This window comes from Geodermatophilus pulveris, assembly GCF_900188375.1.
Classification (GTDB): Bacteria; Actinomycetota; Actinomycetes; order Mycobacteriales; family Geodermatophilaceae; genus Geodermatophilus; species Geodermatophilus pulveris.
Window position 1 is genome coordinate 172399 of the sequence record NZ_FZOO01000008.1, and the last position, 16789, is coordinate 189187.

General features: G+C 76.3%; 19 protein-coding genes. 9 read left to right on the forward strand and 10 right to left on the reverse strand.

Features of this window, described 5'->3' with window-relative positions:
* Entirely contained in the window at positions 1 to 1005 is a 1005-nt protein-coding gene (locus tag CHB98_RS16420; RefSeq protein WP_245821260.1) for a pseudouridine-5'-phosphate glycosidase, read from the reverse strand.
* On the opposite strand from CHB98_RS16420, the gene CHB98_RS16425 reads away from it, so the two are divergent.
* Positions 995 to 1222, forward strand: coding sequence for a DUF3039 domain-containing protein (locus CHB98_RS16425; protein ID WP_089306668.1), 228 nt, complete (start codon positions 995 to 997; stop codon positions 1220 to 1222). The genes CHB98_RS16420 and CHB98_RS16425 overlap by 11 nt on opposite strands.
* 49 nt (positions 1223 to 1271) lie before the next feature.
* Here CHB98_RS16425 and CHB98_RS16430 read toward each other — a convergent pair whose 3' ends face one another.
* The 5 genes from CHB98_RS16430 to ppgK form a co-directional block, all read right to left on the reverse strand.
* Entirely contained in the window at positions 1272 to 2342 is a 1071-nt protein-coding gene (locus tag CHB98_RS16430; RefSeq protein WP_089306669.1) for a YihY/virulence factor BrkB family protein, read from the reverse strand.
* 109 nt (positions 2343 to 2451) lie between these two features.
* Positions 2452 to 4701 carry a VanW family protein gene (locus tag CHB98_RS16435; protein ID WP_089306670.1) on the reverse strand — a complete coding sequence of 750 codons (2250 nt, stop codon included), beginning with the start codon at positions 4699 to 4701 and terminating at the stop codon, positions 2452 to 2454.
* A gap of 143 nt (positions 4702 to 4844) precedes the next feature.
* Positions 4845 to 5069, reverse strand: coding sequence for a DUF7455 domain-containing protein (locus CHB98_RS16440; RefSeq protein ID WP_089306726.1), 225 nt, complete (start codon positions 5067 to 5069; stop codon positions 4845 to 4847).
* A 425-nt stretch (positions 5070 to 5494) separates the two neighbouring features.
* Complete coding sequence (locus tag CHB98_RS16445) at positions 5495 to 6781, reverse strand: RNA polymerase sigma factor (RefSeq protein WP_089306671.1); 1287 nt, start codon at positions 6779 to 6781, stop codon at positions 5495 to 5497.
* A 302-nt stretch (positions 6782 to 7083) separates the two neighbouring features.
* The gene (ppgK, locus tag CHB98_RS16450; RefSeq protein WP_089306672.1) at positions 7084 to 7827 is read right to left on the reverse strand and encodes a polyphosphate--glucose phosphotransferase; all 744 of its coding nucleotides are present in this window, start codon (positions 7825 to 7827) and stop codon (positions 7084 to 7086) included.
* A gap of 58 nt (positions 7828 to 7885) precedes the next feature.
* Here ppgK and CHB98_RS16455 point away from each other — a divergent pair, with 58 nt between their 5' ends.
* Complete coding sequence (locus CHB98_RS16455; RefSeq protein WP_245821262.1) at positions 7886 to 8710, forward strand: inositol monophosphatase family protein; 825 nt, start codon at positions 7886 to 7888, stop codon at positions 8708 to 8710.
* A gap of 5 nt (positions 8711 to 8715) precedes the next feature.
* Here the strand turns inward: CHB98_RS16455 and CHB98_RS16460 are convergent, their stop codons facing one another.
* Positions 8716 to 9255: a LytR C-terminal domain-containing protein gene (locus tag CHB98_RS16460; RefSeq protein ID WP_089306673.1), complete on the reverse strand. Its 540-nt coding sequence runs from the start codon at positions 9253 to 9255 to the stop codon at positions 8716 to 8718.
* 134 nt (positions 9256 to 9389) lie between these two features.
* Entirely contained in the window at positions 9390 to 10436 is a 1047-nt protein-coding gene (locus CHB98_RS16465; RefSeq protein WP_089306674.1) for a phosphotransferase family protein, read from the reverse strand.
* A gap of 321 nt (positions 10437 to 10757) precedes the next feature.
* Between CHB98_RS16465 and CHB98_RS16470 the strand changes: the two genes are divergently transcribed.
* The 7 genes from CHB98_RS16470 to CHB98_RS16500 all read left to right on the forward strand — a co-directional run bounded on the left by CHB98_RS16470 (position 10758) and on the right by CHB98_RS16500 (position 15323).
* Entirely contained in the window at positions 10758 to 11060 is a 303-nt protein-coding gene (locus tag CHB98_RS16470; RefSeq protein WP_089306675.1) for a DUF4193 domain-containing protein, read from the forward strand.
* 90 nt (positions 11061 to 11150) lie between these two features.
* Positions 11151 to 12038, forward strand: coding sequence for a hypothetical protein (locus tag CHB98_RS16475; protein ID WP_089306676.1), 888 nt, complete (start codon positions 11151 to 11153; stop codon positions 12036 to 12038).
* Between the two features lie 83 nt (positions 12039 to 12121).
* Positions 12122 to 12616: a dUTP diphosphatase gene (gene dut / locus CHB98_RS16480; protein WP_179224598.1), complete on the forward strand. Its 495-nt coding sequence runs from the start codon at positions 12122 to 12124 to the stop codon at positions 12614 to 12616.
* Between the two features lies 1 nt (position 12617).
* Complete coding sequence (locus tag CHB98_RS16485) at positions 12618 to 13337, forward strand: DUF3710 domain-containing protein (RefSeq protein ID WP_089306677.1); 720 nt, start codon at positions 12618 to 12620, stop codon at positions 13335 to 13337.
* Positions 13334 to 14128, forward strand: coding sequence for an alpha/beta hydrolase family protein (locus CHB98_RS16490; protein WP_089306678.1), 795 nt, complete (start codon positions 13334 to 13336; stop codon positions 14126 to 14128). The genes CHB98_RS16485 and CHB98_RS16490 overlap by 4 nt, the downstream gene beginning before the upstream one ends.
* Entirely contained in the window at positions 14125 to 14502 is a 378-nt protein-coding gene (locus CHB98_RS16495) for an OB-fold nucleic acid binding domain-containing protein (RefSeq protein WP_089306679.1), read from the forward strand. The genes CHB98_RS16490 and CHB98_RS16495 overlap by 4 nt, the downstream gene beginning before the upstream one ends.
* The gene (locus CHB98_RS16500) at positions 14499 to 15323 is read left to right on the forward strand and encodes a DUF3159 domain-containing protein (RefSeq protein WP_089306680.1); all 825 of its coding nucleotides are present in this window, start codon (positions 14499 to 14501) and stop codon (positions 15321 to 15323) included. Before CHB98_RS16495 ends, CHB98_RS16500 begins: the two co-directional genes overlap by 4 nt.
* 16 nt (positions 15324 to 15339) lie before the next feature.
* On the opposite strand, the gene CHB98_RS16505 is transcribed toward CHB98_RS16500, so the two are convergent.
* Both CHB98_RS16505 and CHB98_RS16510 read right to left on the reverse strand, forming a co-directional pair.
* A complete protein-coding gene (locus tag CHB98_RS16505; RefSeq protein ID WP_089306681.1) occupies positions 15340 to 16005 on the reverse strand; it encodes a potassium channel family protein in 666 nt (221 codons plus the stop codon).
* Complete coding sequence (locus tag CHB98_RS16510) at positions 16002 to 16673, reverse strand: potassium channel family protein (RefSeq protein ID WP_089306682.1); 672 nt, start codon at positions 16671 to 16673, stop codon at positions 16002 to 16004. The genes CHB98_RS16505 and CHB98_RS16510 overlap by 4 nt, the downstream gene beginning before the upstream one ends.
* Positions 16674 to 16789: the final 116 nt, after the last annotated feature.

Below are 16789 nucleotides of genomic sequence, written 5' to 3' on the forward strand. Positions count from 1 at the left end.
TCAGCCGCCCCGGGCGGCCAGGGCGGCGGCGATCCGGCCGGCCAGCTCGGCGTTGCGCAGCACCAGCCGGACGTTGACCGCCAGCGTCGCGCCCTCGCTGACCCGGTGCAGGTGGTCGAGCACGAACGGCGTCACCGCCTTGCCCCGCACCCCGGCCCGGTCGGCCGCGGTCAGCGCGTCGGCGATCACCCGGTCGTGCAGCGCGGGGTCGAGCTGCCCGTCGTCGGGCAGCGGGTTGGCCACCACCACGGCGCCGGGGGCCAGGCCGCGGCGGGCGGCGAGCACGGCGGCGGCCTCCTCCGGCGAGGAGACCGCCCAGTCCACCGTGGCGCCGGAGTCGGCGACGTAGAAGCCGGGGAAGGTCGTCGTCCGGTAGCCGACCACGGTGACCGACAGGGACTCCAGCCGCTCCAGCGTCGCCGGGACGTCGAGGATGGACTTGACCCCGGCGCAGACCACCAGCAGCGGGGTACGCGACAGCGTGGTGAGGTCCGCGGACTCGTCGAAGGTGTCGGCCGCCTCGCGGTGCACGCCGCCGAGGCCGCCGGTGGCGAACACGCCGATGCCCGCGGCGGCGGCCAGCAGCGCGGTGCTCGACACCGTGGTCGCCCCGCTGCGGCCCAGCGCCAGGGCGACCGGCAGGTCGCGGACGGCGAGCTTGGCGAGCCCGGGGTCGGCGCACACCCGGTCCAGCCGGTCGGCGGTGAGCCCGACGTGCGGCACCCCGTCGAGGACGGCGACCGTCGCCGGCACCGCCCCGCCGGCTCGCACCGCGGCCTCCACCCGGTCGGCCGCGGCCCGGTTGTCCGGCCGGGGCAGCCCGTGGGCCAGCAGCGTGCTCTCCAGCGCCACGACCGGACGGCCACCGGCCAGCGCGTCGGCGACCTCGGGGGCGAGCACGGTCGCGGGGACGGCGGGCGGACCGGGGGAGGGCAGCGGCACCCTGCCATCATGGACGGCGGAGCGACCGTCCTCGACGACCAGGGAGCACCGCGTGAGCAGCACCGACCTCCTCGAGGAGCCCGACGTCCGCGAGGGCGACACCGGCAACGCCAACGAGGTCTTCCACTACGTGCGGAAGAACAAGATCGCCGAGAGCGCGGTCATGGGCACGATGGTCGAGGCCCTGTGCGGGGAGGTCTTCCCGGTCACCAAGAGCCCGAAGCCGGGCAGCCCGGTGTGCCCGGCGTGCAAGGAGATCTACGAGCAGCTCAAGAAGTAGGAGGACCCCGTCCTCCCCGGGACGGGGGCCGCCCGCCACCGGCGGGACGTCACCCGACGACGTCGTCCTCCCGGGCGCGGTCGAGCTTGGCCGCCCGCCGCGCCTGGCTGCGCTGCTGGTGCCGCTTCGGCGGGGCCGGCCAGCGGCTCTGCACGGTGGCGTTGAGCTCGGCGCCCAGCAGCACCGACATGCCGAAGAAGAAGCAGAACAGCAGCGCCGCGATCGGGGTGGCCAGCGCCCCGTAGGGCAGCGTGGTGGTGAGGATGTCGGCCACGTAGGTCCGGGTGGCCAGCGCGGTGACGACGAAGAACGCGACCGCCAGCAGGGTGCCCGGCAGGTGCCGGTGCCACGGCAGCCGCCGCGGCAGCACCACGTGGTAGAAGCTGGTCAGCGCCAGCACGAGCCCGACGATCACCAGCGGCCAGTAGACGGCGTCGACCAGCACGGTCGCGGTGCCGCGCCAGTCCACGGGCAGCAGCGAGACCAGCACCCCGCGGCCGAGCACGAGCAGCGGCAGCGTGAGCACCGCCAGCACCAGGCCGACGACGAACAGCCACAGCGCCATGAGCCGGGTGCGGACCGGCCCGCGGACGTCGCGCTGGTCGTAGGCGATGACCACGGTGTTCATGAACGTCGCCGTCGCCGACGAGCCGGCCCACAGGGACACCAGGAAGCCGACGCTGACCAGGTCCAGCCGCCCGGACCCGAGGATGTCCTCCAGGGTGGGTTCGACCAGCGACTCGACGACGCCGGGCGTGAGGACCTCGCTGGAGGCCCGGACCAGCTGCTCCTCGATCTGGGCCACCGAGTCCTCGCCGATCAGCGTGCCCAGGTACCCGAGCGTGCCGAGCAGCCCGATCAGCAGCGGGGGCACCGACAGGATCTGCCAGAAGGCCGCCTCCGCCGACAGCCCGAGGATGCGGTCCTGCCAGGCCTTGGCGACCGTGCGCCCGAGCACCTGCAGCGGGACGCGCAGCGCGACCGGCCAGCGGTCCAGCCGTCCCGGTCGCGCGGCCCCGCCGTCCGGGCGGACCGCGGTCGCGCCGGAGGGCGGGGGGTCGTCGCCGTCCCCCGGGTGCCCGGTGCCGGGCGGGGGGCCGCCGGGCAGGACGGTGCGCACGGCCCCAGTGTGCACGTCAGGGCGCCGTCCGGCCCGCATGGTCCTGCCGCCGGCCCCGTCCCGAGGCCCGCGCCGAGCGTGCGCGGCGTGAGGAGGACGGGGCTCTCCGTCAGTCGCGCGGGGCCGGGGTCGGGGTGGGCGCCGGTGTCGGCCCGCCGGGCGCCGGCGGGGCGGCCGGGTCGTCCACCGGCACGCAGACGACCCGCGGCTCGGCGGCGTAGCGGGTGCGGAAGTCCTCGCGCCGGAGCTCCGCGCCGCTGGCCGGGTCCTGGAACACCCGGGTGACGGTGATGTCGAAGCCGGTCGAGCCGTTCTGGGGGCTGCAGTCGCCGTCGTCGGGCTTCTCCTGCACCACCGGCTCGCGCAGGTTGTACCGCTCGCTGCTGATGGACTCGATGTCGTAGCGCTTGGTCCCGTAGAAGGTGACCGTCAGCGAGCCCGGCGTCCACCGGGTGTCGACGTAGACGCCGGCGTCGCTGTCGTTGCGCCACTGCAGGTCGATCGAGTCGTAGTAGACCGTCGCCTCCCGGCCGGCCGGGTAGCGGCTGATGTAGAAGCTGTGCGGCTTGTGGTAGACGTCCTCGAGGCCGGCGAAGAAGACGGCGTTGAAGATCGTCGTGGCCACCTGGCTGACCCCGCCGCCGATGGCGGTGGCGAACTCGCCGTTCTGGATGACGCCGGCCTCCACGTAGCCCTGCGCCGCGGTGCGCGGGCCGGTGCGGTCGTTGAGGCTGAACGTCTCGCCCGGCCGCACGATCGCCCCGTCGACCTCGGCGGCGGCGACCCGGATGTTGGTGCCGCTGGCCGCGCTGGTGAAGTTCGTCGTGAAGCTGCTGATCTCCTCGCGGATGCCCAGGGCCTGGGCCTCGGCGGTGGTGAAGTCCGCCTCGACCGGGCCGAGCTCCGCGGTGACCGTGCGCGGGGCCGGCTGCGGCAGCACCTGCAGCAGCTGGCCGGCCAGCGCGGCCGGGTCGACGCCGGTGCCGTCGACCGACGGGACGACGGTGACGCTGCCGCCGGAGACCTCGAAGCGGGCGTCCTGCGCGGGGGTGCCGAACTCGGCGAACCCGTCGCCCATCGCCTCCTGCAGCGCGGCGGGGTCGACGGCGACGGCGAGCTCGCCGTCCTCCTGCGGGGTGAAGGTCAGGGAGGCGGCGATCGCGGCCGGGGGCACCTCGACCGAGGCGGCGCCGTCCCGGCCGGAGACCGTGACCGGCGCGGCGAGCGCGGGGGTGACCGTCTCGGCCAGCACCTGCTCGGCCTCCGCCGCGTCGACCGGCACCTCGGTCACCTCGACGGGCAGCTCGATGGGGGCGCTGGGGTCGCCGCCGGAGGCCAGCGCGGCGGTGACCGCGTCGGCGGCGCCCGCCCGGTCCAGGGTGCGGCCGGGCACCGGCTGCACGATGCTCGCCGACGTCCCGGCCAGGGTGATGGTGGCGTCCACCGGGGCGCGGTCGACCTGCTCGGCGATCCCGTCGATCTGCGCGGCCAGCGCGGTGTCCTCGCCGGTGATGACCGGGGCGACGGTGCGCTCGCCGACGAGGCTCACCAGGCGGGTCCACGGGTTCAGCGGCGGGTCCGCGGCGGCCTCCACGGTGGCGGGGACGTCGAGGGTGATGCCCGCGGTGGCGGGGGAGAGGGTGGCCTGCACGTCATCGGCGACCACGACGTGGTCGGCGACCACGCGCGGCGCGAGGTCGGCCTCCAGCCGCTGGCCGGCGGCGGCGGGGGACAGCCCGCCGACGTCGACGCCGGCGACCACCGTGTTGCGCAGCACGGCGTCGCCGGTGACGGCCAGGTCGATGCCGTAGGCCGCGGCGAGGACGCCGGCGGCGGCGACCGGGGTGACGACGGCCGGGCGCCGCCACCACGCGCGGCCCGCCCGCGGTGCGCCGGCGTGCGGGCCCTCACCGGCCGGCGGGTCTCCGCCGTCCCGAGGCCCCGCGTCCGGCCCGCCCGCGGGCACCGGCGGCAGGACGCCGGTGCGGTCGTCGGCGTCCCCGGCGGTGAGGCGGATGTCCTGCGTGCCCCCGTCCTCGACGGCGGGGTCCGCGGCGGCGGCCGCGGGCGTCCCGTCCGCGGCCGGTGTGGTGGTGATCGGCGTGGTGCCCGTGACCGACGTGCCGGTGGGCGGCGGGGAGGCGGCCGGTGGGGAGGTGGCCGGAGGGCCGGGCACCTCGGGGCCCACCGGTCCGCGGTCGCGCGGCACCGGGCGGGTCTCGTCGGACAGCTCCGCCGCGTCGGGGGACCCGGTGCCGGCCGGGTCGGGGCCGGGGACGGCCGGTCCGGTGCGGGCGTCGTCGCCCGGCGGTCCGGCGGGGGACGGCTGGACGCTCTGGTCCTGGGACTGCGGGGGCATCGCGGGATCTCCGGTGTGTCGTCGACCGGGGGATCCCGGGAACGACGGAGCCGCCGGCGTCCCGACCCCGTCGAGCGGAGAAGGGACGCCGGCGGCGGCGTCGGGTGAGGACTTCATCGCTGTCGGCGACGATAGCGCCTCCGTCAGTGACTGATGCGCTGCTCGCCGTCGGTCTCGATGATGTCGACGGCGATGTCACGCAGCTTGCCCTCGTACTCACGGGCGTGGTGGCCGCAGAAGACGAGGTCGCTCCCGCTGGCGAGGACCACCCGCACCTTGGCCAGCGCGCCACAGCGGTCACAGTGAAAGGGAACGACGAGGTCGTCGGCGGGCGGGGTCGTCGTCAGCGTCTGGGTCATCTGGGTCATCACTCGCTCTCTACCGCACGGACCCGCGACTGCGGATCGGCCTCCTGCACAGCGCCAGGATGTCCCCCTGTGTTCCCGATCGGACCGAGGCGGTGCCGGACTCGCCGAGGACGGTGAGGCCGGTGCCGGTGGTGCAGGTGGTCCGGGTTCAGCAGGGACGTCACTGGTGTCGTGCCGGTCTGTCGGATCGTGCTGTTCTCGTCGGTCGCGTGCGCCGGTCGTCGTCCGGCTGGTGGGTCCGCTGCTGTTCTTGACGACGCCCACGCTACGCCGTCTACCCGGGGCATGACGGCGTACACCGGCCGACCGGCTCCCCGGGGTGAGATCGTGACCTCGCCGAGACACGGCGACGGCCCCCGACCCGGCCGGGTCGGGGGCCGCCGCGAGGCGCTGGAGCGGCCCCTCGGGGCGAGGGGGTCCTCCTCCTAGTCCAGGTAGTCGCGCAGGACCTGCGACCGGCTGGGGTGGCGCAGCTTGGACATCGTCTTGGACTCGATCTGCCGGATCCGCTCGCGGGTGACCCCGTAGACCTGGCCGATCTCGTCGAGCGTGCGCGGCTGGCCGTCGGTCAGGCCGAAGCGCAGGCGGACGACGCCGGCCTCCCGCTCGGACAGCGTCTGCAGCACGCTGGTCAGCTGGTCCTGCATGAGCGTGAAGCTCACCGCGTCGACGGCGACGACCGCCTCGGAGTCCTCGATGAAGTCGCCGAGCTGGCTGTCGCCCTCGTCGCCGATGGTCTGGTCGAGGCTGATCGGCTCCCGGGCGTACTGCTGGATCTCCAGCACCTTGTCCGGGGTGATGTCCATCTCCTTGGCCAGCTCCTCCGGGGTGGGCTCGCGCCCGAGGTCCTGGAGCAGCTCGCGCTGGATGCGGCCGAGCTTGTTGATGACCTCGACCATGTGCACCGGGATGCGGATGGTGCGGGCCTGGTCGGCCATGGCGCGGGTGATCGCCTGGCGGATCCACCAGGTGGCGTAGGTGGAGAACTTGTAGCCCTTGGTGTAGTCGAACTTCTCCACCGCGCGGATCAGCCCGAGGTTGCCCTCCTGGATGAGGTCCAGGAAGGCCATGCCGCGGCCGGTGTAGCGCTTGGCGAGGGAGACGACCAGGCGGAGGTTGGCCTCCAGCAGGTGGTTCTTGGCGCGCTCGCCGTCGCGGACGATCCAGTTGAGGTCCCGGCGCATCTGCGGGGAGAGCTTCTGGTTCTCCTCCTCGGCCTGGCGCAGCCGCTCGGCGCCGTAGAGGCCGGCCTCGATGCGCTTGGCGAGGTCGACCTCCTCCTCGGCGTTGAGCAGGGCGACCTTGCCGATCTGCTTGAGGTAGGCGCGTACGGAGTCCGCCGAGGCGGTGAGCTCGGCGTCCTTGCGGGCCTGGCGGAGGGCCTCGGACTCCTCCTCGTCGTCCCACTCGAAGTCGCCGCCCTCGGCGGTCTCCTCCGGGGCGGCCGCCTCGGGCTCGGCGGGGGCCTCGGCGAGGCCGTCGGGGCCGGCGACCACCGTCTCGTCGAGCTTGAGACCCTCGCCGCCGGCGTCGACCACGGCGACCGTGGCGCCGTCGGAGGCGACGGCGGTGAGCACGGCACCCTCGCCGCTGCCCGGCGACGGCGCGATGGCGGGCTTGCGGGCGCCCGTGGCGGCGGCGGGCTGCGCCACGCTCTTGGCCGTCCGCTTGCGAGCGGGGGCCTTGGCCGGTGCTGGCTGATCGGCGGGCACTCAGGTTCCTTCCCGTGCGGGGTGCGTCCCCCAGGTGCCCGTCTGGCCCCTGGGCAGCGGCCTCGGCCGCCGTCCGGAGCGTGAGGGGTCCCGACGGACGGCCCCGGGTTTCACCGGTGCGCAGGCGGGGGATGCCTCTCGGCTGGGGAGCGACGGGGCGTGGCGTCCTCATTGTAACGACGCGTCGGGGCAGGTCCACCGTTCCACCACGGGGCCTCCCCCTCCACCTGGGACGGTGCCCCGCACGGAGGGGGGTCCTCACCCTCCGTGGTGATCCGCCGGGCTCCTGCCGGCGGGGCGCGTCACTGCCCGATGCGTTCCTCGGCGGCCAGCGCCGCGCCGATGATGCCGGCGTCGTTGAGCAGCTCGGCCGGGACGACGGGGGTGCGGGTGGACAGCAGGGGCACCCACTTGTGCGCCTTCCGGCTCACCCCGCCGCCGACGATGATCAGGTCGGGCCACACGGCGGCCTCCAGGACGTCGAGGTAGCGGTCCACCCGCTCGGCCCACTGCGGGTAGCTGAGGTCCTCGCGCTCGCGGGCCGCGGCCGACGCGCGCTTCTCGCCGTCCTCGCCGTCGACCTCGATGTGGCCGAACTCGGTGTTGGGCACCAGGACGCCGTCGGTGAACAGCGCGCTGCCGATGCCGGTGCCGAAGGTCAGCATGAGGACGACGCCGCGCCGGTCGCGGCCGGCGCCGTAGCGCATCTCGGCGAACCCGGCGGCGTCGGCGTCGTTCAGCGTCTGCACCGTGCCGGGGATCCGGGAGGCCAGCCCCTGGGCGAGGTGGGTGCCCAGCCACGTCTCGTCCACGTTCGCCGCGGTGCGCACCACCCCGCTCTTGAGGACGCCGGGGAAGGTGACGCCGATGCGGCCCTCCCAGCCGAAGGAGTGCACGATCCGGCCCACGACGTCGTACACCGGTTCGGGCAGCGAGGGCTGCGGCGTCTCGATGCGCAGCCGCTCGCCCTGCAGCTCGCCCCGGTCGAGGTCGACCAGGCACCCCTTGATGCCGCTGCCACCGATGTCCACGCCGAACCCGAGCACGCGGTCAGAGTAGTGATCGCCCGGGCCGGTGCCAGGGCAGCTCGGGCAGGATCGGGCCATGACCTCGCCGATGCCCTCGACGCCGGAGCCCGCCGTCCTGCTCGACCTCGCCGTCGCGACCGCCCGGGAGGCAGCCGGCCTGGTCGCCCGCGGGCGGGCGTCGGCCGCGGAGGGCGCCGACGTGAAGTCCAGCCCGACCGACGTGGTCACCGCGGTGGACCGGGCCTGCGAGGAGCTGGTCGCCCGCCGGCTGCTCGACGCCCGCCCGGACGACGGGCTGCTGGGGGAGGAGGGCGGCGAGCGGACCGGGACCAGCGGGGTGCGCTGGGTGGTCGACCCGATCGACGGCACCACCAACTTCGTCTACGGCCTGCCCGCGTACGCGGTGTCGATCGCCGCCGAGGTCGACGGGCGGTCGGTGGCGGGCGTGGTGCTCAACGCGGCCACCGGCGAGCTGTGGTCCGCGACCGCGGGCGGCGGCGCGCACCTCACCGCCCCGGGGGCCGAGCCGGTCCGGCTCACCGGCAGCCGGCCGGCGTCCCTCGGGCAGTCCCTGGTGGCGACCGGCTTCGGCTACCGCGCCGAGGACCGCCGCGCGCAGGCCGCGGTGGTCGCCGAGCTGCTGCCGGAGGTCCGCGACATCCGGCGGCACGGCTCCTCGGCCCTGGACCTGTGCACCGTGGCCGCCGGCCGGGTGGACGCCTACTACGAGATGCACCTGCACCGCTGGGACCACGCCGCCGGAGCGCTCGTCGCCGCCGAGGCCGGCGTGGTCGTCACCGGGCTGCCGGGGCGGCCGTTCGCCGAGCCGCTGGGCATCGCCGTCGCACCCTCGGTCGCCGACGACTTCGTCGCCCTCCTCGACCGGCTGCATGCGACCTGAGGCCCTCAACAGGCGGCGGCGGCGCTGGCGCCGGCGGCGAGGGCGGCGTCCACCTGCTCCGGCGGGGCGAGGCCGGCGAAGTCCGGGCCGATGACGAAGTCGACGACCGCGGTGGCGCGGGTGTCGAGCAGGTCGCCGGCACCGGGCAGGTACAGCGCCACGTAGGCGGCGGCCTCGTTGCCCCGCGGGCCGTGCCGCAGCTCGCCGACGCCGGTGACCTCGCGCTCGGTGGGGTCGTTGGCGATCTCCTGGACGACGAAGCCGCGCTGCTGCAGCGCGGCGGCGAGCTCCTGGGCCAGGCCGGCGGTGTCGGTGGCGTTGAAGACGCGCAGCGCCACGGTCGCGGGGTCCAGCGAGGGGGGTGCCGCCTCGGCGCTGGCGCAGGCCTGCGCCTCGGCGGCCTCGACCTCGCCCTCGGTGTCGAACACGTTCCACCACACGACCAGCGCGGCCAGCGCGAGCACCAGCAGGAAGACCAGCGGCGGGACCGGCCGGCGGCCACTGCGGGGACGGACCGCGGGACGGTCGGCGGGCGGCGCGCTCACGTGTCCTCCTCGCTGGCGCTCGTCGGCCGCGCTCGCGGCGCTGCTGTGCCCTCGCGTGAGCTCGCCAACTCGCTCACGGTCCGGGTCCCTCTCGTCGCTGACGGTCGGCGGGAGTCTAGGGCCGGTCCAGCGACCTAGATCGCACCGTCGTCGAGCGCGGCGCGTCCCCGCTCGACGCACGGGTCGATGCGGTCGGCGTACCCGGAGGTGTCCTTGCCGGCCATCGCGCCGGCGGCCGAGCGCGCCACGATCCCGGCGACGATGGCCGCGAACTTGAAGTAGGCGAACGCGACGTACCAGGGCAGGTCGGTGAGGTCCAGGCCGCTGCGGTCGGCGTAGCGGGCGGCCACCTCCGCGCGGGTGGGGAAGCCGTCGAGCGCGGTGACCGTGCTCTGCCCGGCGACGCTCCCCTCCCCGGCCTGCGGCCAGTAGACGTGCAGCATGCCGAGGTCGGCCAGCGGGTCGCCCAGGGTGGACATCTCCCAGTCCAGCACCGCCCGGACCCGGCCGGGGGTGTGCGGGTCGAGCAGGCAGTTGTCCAGCCGGAAGTCGCCGTGGACGACCCCGTTGCGCTGGGTCGTGGGCACCGTCTGGGCGAGCCGGGCGGCCAGGGCGTCCAGGCCCGGGCGGTCCCGGTCGCGGGTGGCGTCCCACTGCTGGGTCCAGCGGCGCACCTGGCGGGCCATGAAGCCCTCCGGCCGGCCGAAGTCGCCCAGCCCCACCGCCTCGTGGTCGACCCCGTGCAGGTCGGCCAGCACGTCGACCAGCCCCTCGCCGATCGCCCGCCGCTGCCCGGGCTCGTCGGCGTAGCCGGCGGGGAGCCGGTCGACCACGTGCAGGCCGACCACCCGCTCCATCACGTAGAACGGCGCGCCGAGCACCGCGGGGTCGGTGCACAGGTGCAGCGTGCGCGGCACGGGGACCGGCGTGGGCCCGAGCGCCGAGACGACCCGGTGCTCACGCGCCATGTCGTGCGCGGTGGCGAGGACGGCGCCGGTCGGCGGCCGCCGCAGGATCACCGCGTCGTCCTCGCCGCCGCCGTCCGGCGTGACCACGTAGGTCAGGTTGGACATGCCCGCGGCGATGAGGTCGACCCGCACCCGGGACCACCGCTCGTCGCCCAGGACGGAGGCCAGGTAGGGCCCCACGACGGCCGGATCAGCACCCACGGGAGTCGACACGGGCGCAGGGTAACCTCTGGCGCTCCGCGTCCCGACCGACCCGGTCCGGCAGCGGGGTGCCACCCCTCGCCGACCGGGCACAAACCACGGCCGCGCGACGTTGGGGGGTCCGCCGGTCAGACCGTGCCGGCTGACCCGCCGTCCGACGGTGGGTCGGACGGCTCGGTCCGCACCGCACCGGCCGGTGCCCGCGCAGGCGGTCAACGGCCGCCCGGACCCCCGGTCGCGCCCGGCGACCGGCCAGCACGGCGGCGCCCCGCGCGCCGACGCACACGAAGCGGGCGCACCGCCCGCGACGACCCCGGAGGAGGGGCACTTCCCATGGCCACCGACTACGACGCCCCGCGGCGCAACGAGGCCGACGAGCTCGGCGAGGACTCGCTCGAGGAGCTGAAGGCCCGCCGCGCGGAGGCGCAGTCCTCGTCGGTCGACGTCGACGAGACCGACTTCAACGAGAACCTCGAGCTCCCCGGCGCGGACCTGTCCAACGAGGAGCTGACCGTCCGGGTGCTGCCCAAGCAGGAGGACGAGTTCACCTGCTCGCGCTGCTTCCTGGTCCAGCACCGCAGCCGGTTGGCCGCCACCAAGGGCGACCAGCTCTACTGCCGGGACTGCGCCGCCTAGCAGGAGGACCACCCTGCCCCCCACGCCTCGCTCCGCTCGGCGCGGGACCCTGCAGGGCGGCCGATCCAGCTCGTCACCTGGAGGGACAGCGTGACCGATCCCCGAGAGCCCACCGTGCCCGTGCGGGACGTGCCCCCGGTGCGCCCGCTCGGGCCCACGGCGGGGGCGGTCCACCCCGCCGACGCGGGCCCGCTCGCGCGGGCCGGCCGGCTGCTGGCCGACGCCGTGTCCGGCCTCGTGGGCGGGACCCCCGGGCCGACCGGTGGCGGCCGGCCGGCCGCCGCGACCCTGCGGGACGTCGTCGCGGCGGTCGCCGCGGCCGGGGTCCGCGCCGGCCGCGCTGCCGCGGACCGCGCCGCGGCCGGCCCGGCGGCCGGTCCCGCGGACGGCGGCGGGCGCACCCCCAGCGCGCTGCTGGGCGACCTGCTGGCCACCGCCGTGCCGCGGCTGCCGATCCGCGACGCGGCGCGGCTGCGCGCGGCCCACCCCGGCGCGACCGACGACGAGATCGCCGACGCGCTGGTCGCCCGGGCCGCGCGGCTCACCTCCGGGGTGGGCGCGGCCACCGGTGGGCTGTCCGCGGCGCACTGGCTGACCCCGCCCTCGCTGCTGGCGGTGCCGCTGGAGCTGGGCGCGGAGACGGTGCTGACCGCCGCCGTCGAGGTCGTGCTGCTCGGCGAGCTGCACGAGCTGTACGGCCGCCCCGCCCCGGGCGACGCCCGCGCCCGCGCGCTGGCCTACCTGTCCAGCTGGACCCGTCAGCGGGCGGTCGACGACACGGCCGTGCCCGGTCTCGGCGCGGTCCTGGGGTCGGCCGGCATGCGGACGCTGAGCCGCCGCCTGTCCCGGCGGATGGCCCGCAGCGTCCCGGGCGCGGCCCCCTTCCTGGTCGGCGCGGCGCTCGGCGGCCGCGCCAACCGCCGCGCCACCGAGGCCCTGGCCCGCCGGGTGCTGGCCGACCTCCGCGGCCATCGGTGAGCTGATGGAACGGCCTCCTCGCAGGGCCCCGCGCCGAGCGTGCGAGGCGTGGGGGGCGAGGAGGTCCTTCTAGGATCGCGGGCGTGCCCGACCCCTCCGTGCCCGCCGTCCCCGAGGTGGAGGTCCCGGTGCGGCTGACCTCCGCGGCGGGCGCCGTCCCCGCCTACGCGCTGCCCGCCGACGCGGGCGCGGACCTGGCGATCGCCGAGGACGTCGAGCTCGCGCCGTTCCAGCGCGCGCTGGTCGGCACCGGCGTCGCGGTGGCCATCCCGGAGGGTTACGCCGGCTTCGTGCACCCCCGCTCCGGCCTGGCCCACCGGGTGGGGCTGTCCCTGGTCAACGCGCCGGGCACGATCGACGCCGGCTACCGCGGGGAGATCAAGGTCAACCTGGTCAACCTGGACCCCACGACGCCGCTGACGCTGCGCCGCGGCGACCGGGTCGCGCAGCTGGTGGTGCAGCCGGTGGCGCGCGCCCGGTTCGTGCCGGTCGAGCAGCTGCCGGTCAGCGTGCGCGGCGCCGGGGGCCACGGCTCGACCGGCGGGCACCCGAGCGTCTCGGCGAAGGGAACCGACTGACATGCCGTTCGGACGGCGACGCAACCGGATCGACCGCAGCCTGCGCGAGCGCGGCGTGCCCCCGGAGCCGCAGCACAAGGTGCGCGAGATCGAGCGGACCACCGGGCCCTGGGACGCAACCGACGCGCCCGCCGACGGCACCGCGCGGATCGACCTCGGGTCGCTGCGGCTGCCCGCGGTGCCGGGCACGGAGCTGCGGGTCGACGTGAACGCCCAGCAGAAGGTCGTCGGCGCCACGCTGCGCTACGGCGACTCGCTGCTGCAGGTCGCGGTCTTCGCCGCGCCGCGCGCCAACGGCATCTGGGACGACGTCCGCGCCGACCTCGCCGTCAGCGCCTCGGGGCAGGGCGGCTCGCTGCGGGAGGTCGAGGGGCCCTTCGGTCCCGAGCTGGCCGGCTTCGTGCGGGCCACCCCGCAGGCGCAGCCCGGCCAGCCGGCCCCCCCGCCGGTGCGCCGGGCCGCCCGCTTCGTCGGCGTGGACGGCCCGCGCTGGTTCCTGCGCGGCATGATCAGCGGGCCCGCCGCGGAGAGCGCGGAGGCCGCCGCCCCGCTGGAGCAGGCGTTCCGGCAGATCGTCGTCGTCCGCGGCACCGCGCCCATGCCGGTGCGCGAGCAGCTGCCGCTGACCCTGCCGCCGCAGGCCGCCGCGCAGCTGGCCGCCCAGCAGGGCGCGCGCCGGCCCGGCGGGACACCCCCGGGCGCCCCGGCGCCCGGGGCGTGAGCGCCGCCCGCACCGCCTACGGGTCGCACCCCGACCAGGTCGTCGAGCTGACGCTGCCGCCGGGCGAGAGCCCGGCACCGGTGGTGGCCGTGCTGCACGGCGGCTTCTGGCGGGCCGCCTACGGCGTGGAGCTGGCCCGGCCGCTGGCCGCGGACCTCGCCGCCGCCGGCTTTGCGGCCGTCGCCGTGGAGTACCGCCGGGTCGGGAGCGGCGGCGGCTGGCCGGCGACCCTCGAGGACGTCGCGGCGGCGCTGGACGCGCTCCCGGACCTGCCCGGCAGCGGCCGGCTGGACCTCTCCGGCGTCGCGGTCGTCGGGCACTCCGCCGGCGGGCAGCTCGCCGCCTGGGCTGCCGGGCGCCCGCTGCTGCCCGAGGGCGCGCCCGGCGCCCGGCCGCGGGTCCGGGTGGCCGCGGCGGTCCTGCAGGCCGGCGTGCTGGACCTGGAGCGGGCGGCGGCGCAGCGGCTGGGCGACGGCGCGGTGCAGGAGCTGCTCGGCGCGGAGCCGGACGGGGCCCCCGAGCGCTACGCGCTGGCCGACCCGGTCCGGCTGGTCCCGGCCGGGGTCGACCTGCTCTGCGTGCACGGCACCGGCGACGACACCGTCCCGCCCGAGCACAGCACCCGCTACGCCGAGGCCGCCGCGGCGCGGGGCGTCCCGGTCGACGTGCGGCTGGTGCCCGGGGACCACATGGCGCCCGTCGACCCGGCGGGCGGCGCGTGGGCGGTGGCCCGCGACTGGCTGCGTGCCCGCGCCGGGGGCGGGTCCGGCCGATCTACGCTGGTCCCGTGACGCAGACACGCCAGGGCGGCTGGTTCACGCGGACGCTGCAGCGGCTGACCGCCGACGACTCCACCATCGACGCCGAGGAGCTGCGCGCCGGCACGGCCAGCGCGGGCTGCGAGGCGGTCAGCGCCTGCCGCAAGGGCGCCGTCGTCACGGTGACCGGGCGGCTCAAGTCGGTGGTCTACACCCCGCGGGAGACGGTGCCCACGCTGGAGGCGGAGCTGTTCGACGGCTCGGGCTCGGTGACCCTCGTCTGGCTGGGCCGCCGGCGCATCCCGGGCATCGAGCCCGGGCGCACCCTCACCGCGCGCGGCCGGTTCGCCTCCTTCGACGGCCGGCAGGTCATCTACAACCCCCGGTACGAGCTGAGCGCCGGGTGACGGCTGCGCCCGAGGGGGACGGGCGCCCCGGCGCGGCCGGTGCGCCGGGCCCGGCCGGTGACGCCGCGGCGGCACCCGGCGCCGTGACCTTCGACCGGCACCTGGTGCTCGGCTCGCTGGGCGGCTGGCGCGGCATGCTGGACGCCACGCTGCCCACGGTCGCCTTCATCGTGGCCAACTCGGTGGCCGGGCTGCGGGCCGGCATAGTGGCCGCGCTCGTCGCCGCGGTGCTGCTCTTCGGCCTGCGGCTGGTCCGCCGGGAGAGCGTGCAGCAGGCGTTCAGCGGGCTGTTCGGCGTCGCGATCGCGGTGGCCATCGCGGCGGCGTCCGGGGAGGCCCGCGACTTCTTCGTCCCGGGCCTGATCCGCAACGCCGCCCTCGGCGTGGTGCTGATCGGCTCCATCGCCGTCCGGTGGCCGCTGGTCGGCGTCGTCGCCGAGTTCCTGTCGCCCAGCCACCTGGGGGCGATGGCGTCCACGCCGCTGCCCGGCCTGCTCCGCCGGGCCGGCCGGGCCGACTCAGCCCCGCCCCGCCCCGTCCCGGCCACCGGTGCCCGCCCGGCCGACCCCGAGCCCGAGCGGCACTGGCGGGACGACCCGCGGATGGTGCGCGCCTACTCGTGGCTGACGCTGATGTGGGGCGGGGTCTTCCTGCTCCGCGTGGCCGTGCAGTGGGTGCTGTACCGCGCCGACGAGGTGGAGCTGCTGGGCACCGCCTCGCTGGTGCTCGGCCTGCCGGTCACCGCCGTCGAGGTCGGGGTGACCCTGTGGGTCGTCTCCCGGCTGCACCGGCACCGCACCGACGCGGCCGGGGCGCGCTGACCCGTCGGGCTCCTCGCTAGGGGTGGGTGGGGGAGAGCACCTGCTGCAGCTGCTCCTCGACGTCGGCGTGGGTGACGAACAACAGCTCGTCGCCGGCCTCCAGCGGCTCGTCCGGGGTCGGCGTGATCACCCGGTCGCCGCGCAGGACGGCGGTCAGCACCGTCTCCCGCGGCAGCGGCACCTCCCGCAGCGGCTTGCCCACCCACGGGGTGTCCTCGGCGAGGGTGATCTCCACCAGGTTCGCCGCGCCCTTGCGGAAGCTCATCAGCCGGACGACGTCGCCGACCGTGACCGCCTCCTCGACCAGGGCGGCGAGCACCCGCGGCGTGGACACCGCGACGTCGACGCCCCACGCCTCGGTGTAGAGCCACTCGTTGCGCGGGTCCTTGACCCGGGCGACGACGCGGTTCACCGCGAACTCCGTCTTGGCCAGCAGCGAGACGACCAGGTTGGCCTTGTCGTCACCGGTGGCGGCGACCACGACGTCGCAGGTGGCCAGCTGCGCCTCCTCCAGGGAGGAGACCTCGCAGGCGTCGGCCTGCACCCACTCCGCGCCGGGCACCGCCCGGGTGCGGACCTTGCGGCCGTCCTTCTCGATGAGCATGACCGTGTGCCCGTTGGAGAGCAGCTCCCCGGCGATCGAGCGCCCGACGGCGCCCGCGCCCACGATCGCGACCCTCATGGGTGTCCCCCTCCTCCGGGGCCGGCCCCGACCACCTCGTGCACCCGGTGGCTGATCGCGTCGGTCGCGGCGACCACGAGCTGGTCGCCGTCCTGCAGCACGGTGGACGACGTCGGCAGCTGGGCCTCGCCGTAGCGGACCAGCCACGAGGCCCGGGCCCCGGACGCCACCTCCAGCTCCGAGAGCCGGCGGCCCACCCAGACGTCGGTGACCGTGACCCGCATGAGCAGGACCTGCCCGCTGGGCTCCCGCCACAGCTCGCTGACCTTGACCGAGAGCAGCTCCCGCATCAGCCGGTTCACCGTCCACGGCACGGTGGCCACGCTGGGGATGCCCATGCGCTCGAACACCTCGGCGCGCTTGGAGTCGTAGATGCGGGCCACGACGTGCTGGACGCCGAACGTCTCGCGGGCCACCCGGGCGCTGATGATGTTGGAGTTGTCGCCGCTGCTCACCGCGGCGAACGCGCCGGCGGAGTCGATGCCGGCGTCCAGCAGCGTCTGGCGGTCGAAGCCCAGACCGGTCACCTGGCGGCCGGCGAAGTCCGGGCCCAGCCGGCGGAACGCCTCCGGGTCCTGGTCGATCACGGCCACGCTGTGGCCGACGTCCTCGAGGCGGCGGGCGATCGCCGACCCGACGCGGCCGCAGCCCATCACGACCACGTGCACGGGGGACTCCTGAGCTGACGAGTGCGGTGCCCGGGCGCCGACCGCCCGCGCGTGTCCGGCCGCGAAGCTACACCCGGCCGCCGCCGGGGCCGTGCCGCGCAGCGCCGCAACTCACC

What these genes read in the sequence shown, in the direction of transcription:
- CHB98_RS16470 (WP_089306675.1), top strand. Translation starts at nt 10,758, where the DNA reads ATGGCCACCGACTACGACGCCCCGCGGCGCAACGAGGCCGACGAGCTC.
- CHB98_RS16505 (WP_089306681.1), bottom strand. Translation starts at nt 16,005, where the DNA reads ATGAGGGTCGCGATCGTGGGCGCGGGCGCCGTCGGGCGCTCGATCGCC.
- CHB98_RS16485 (WP_089306677.1), top strand. Translation starts at nt 12,618, where the DNA reads ATGCCGTTCGGACGGCGACGCAACCGGATCGACCGCAGCCTGCGCGAG.
- CHB98_RS16455 (WP_245821262.1), top strand. Translation starts at nt 7,886, where the DNA reads ATGACCTCGCCGATGCCCTCGACGCCGGAGCCCGCCGTCCTGCTCGAC.
- CHB98_RS16435 (WP_089306670.1), bottom strand. Translation starts at nt 4,701, where the DNA reads ATGCCCCCGCAGTCCCAGGACCAGAGCGTCCAGCCGTCCCCCGCCGGA.
- CHB98_RS16440 (WP_089306726.1), bottom strand. Translation starts at nt 5,069, where the DNA reads ATGACCCAGATGACCCAGACGCTGACGACGACCCCGCCCGCCGACGAC.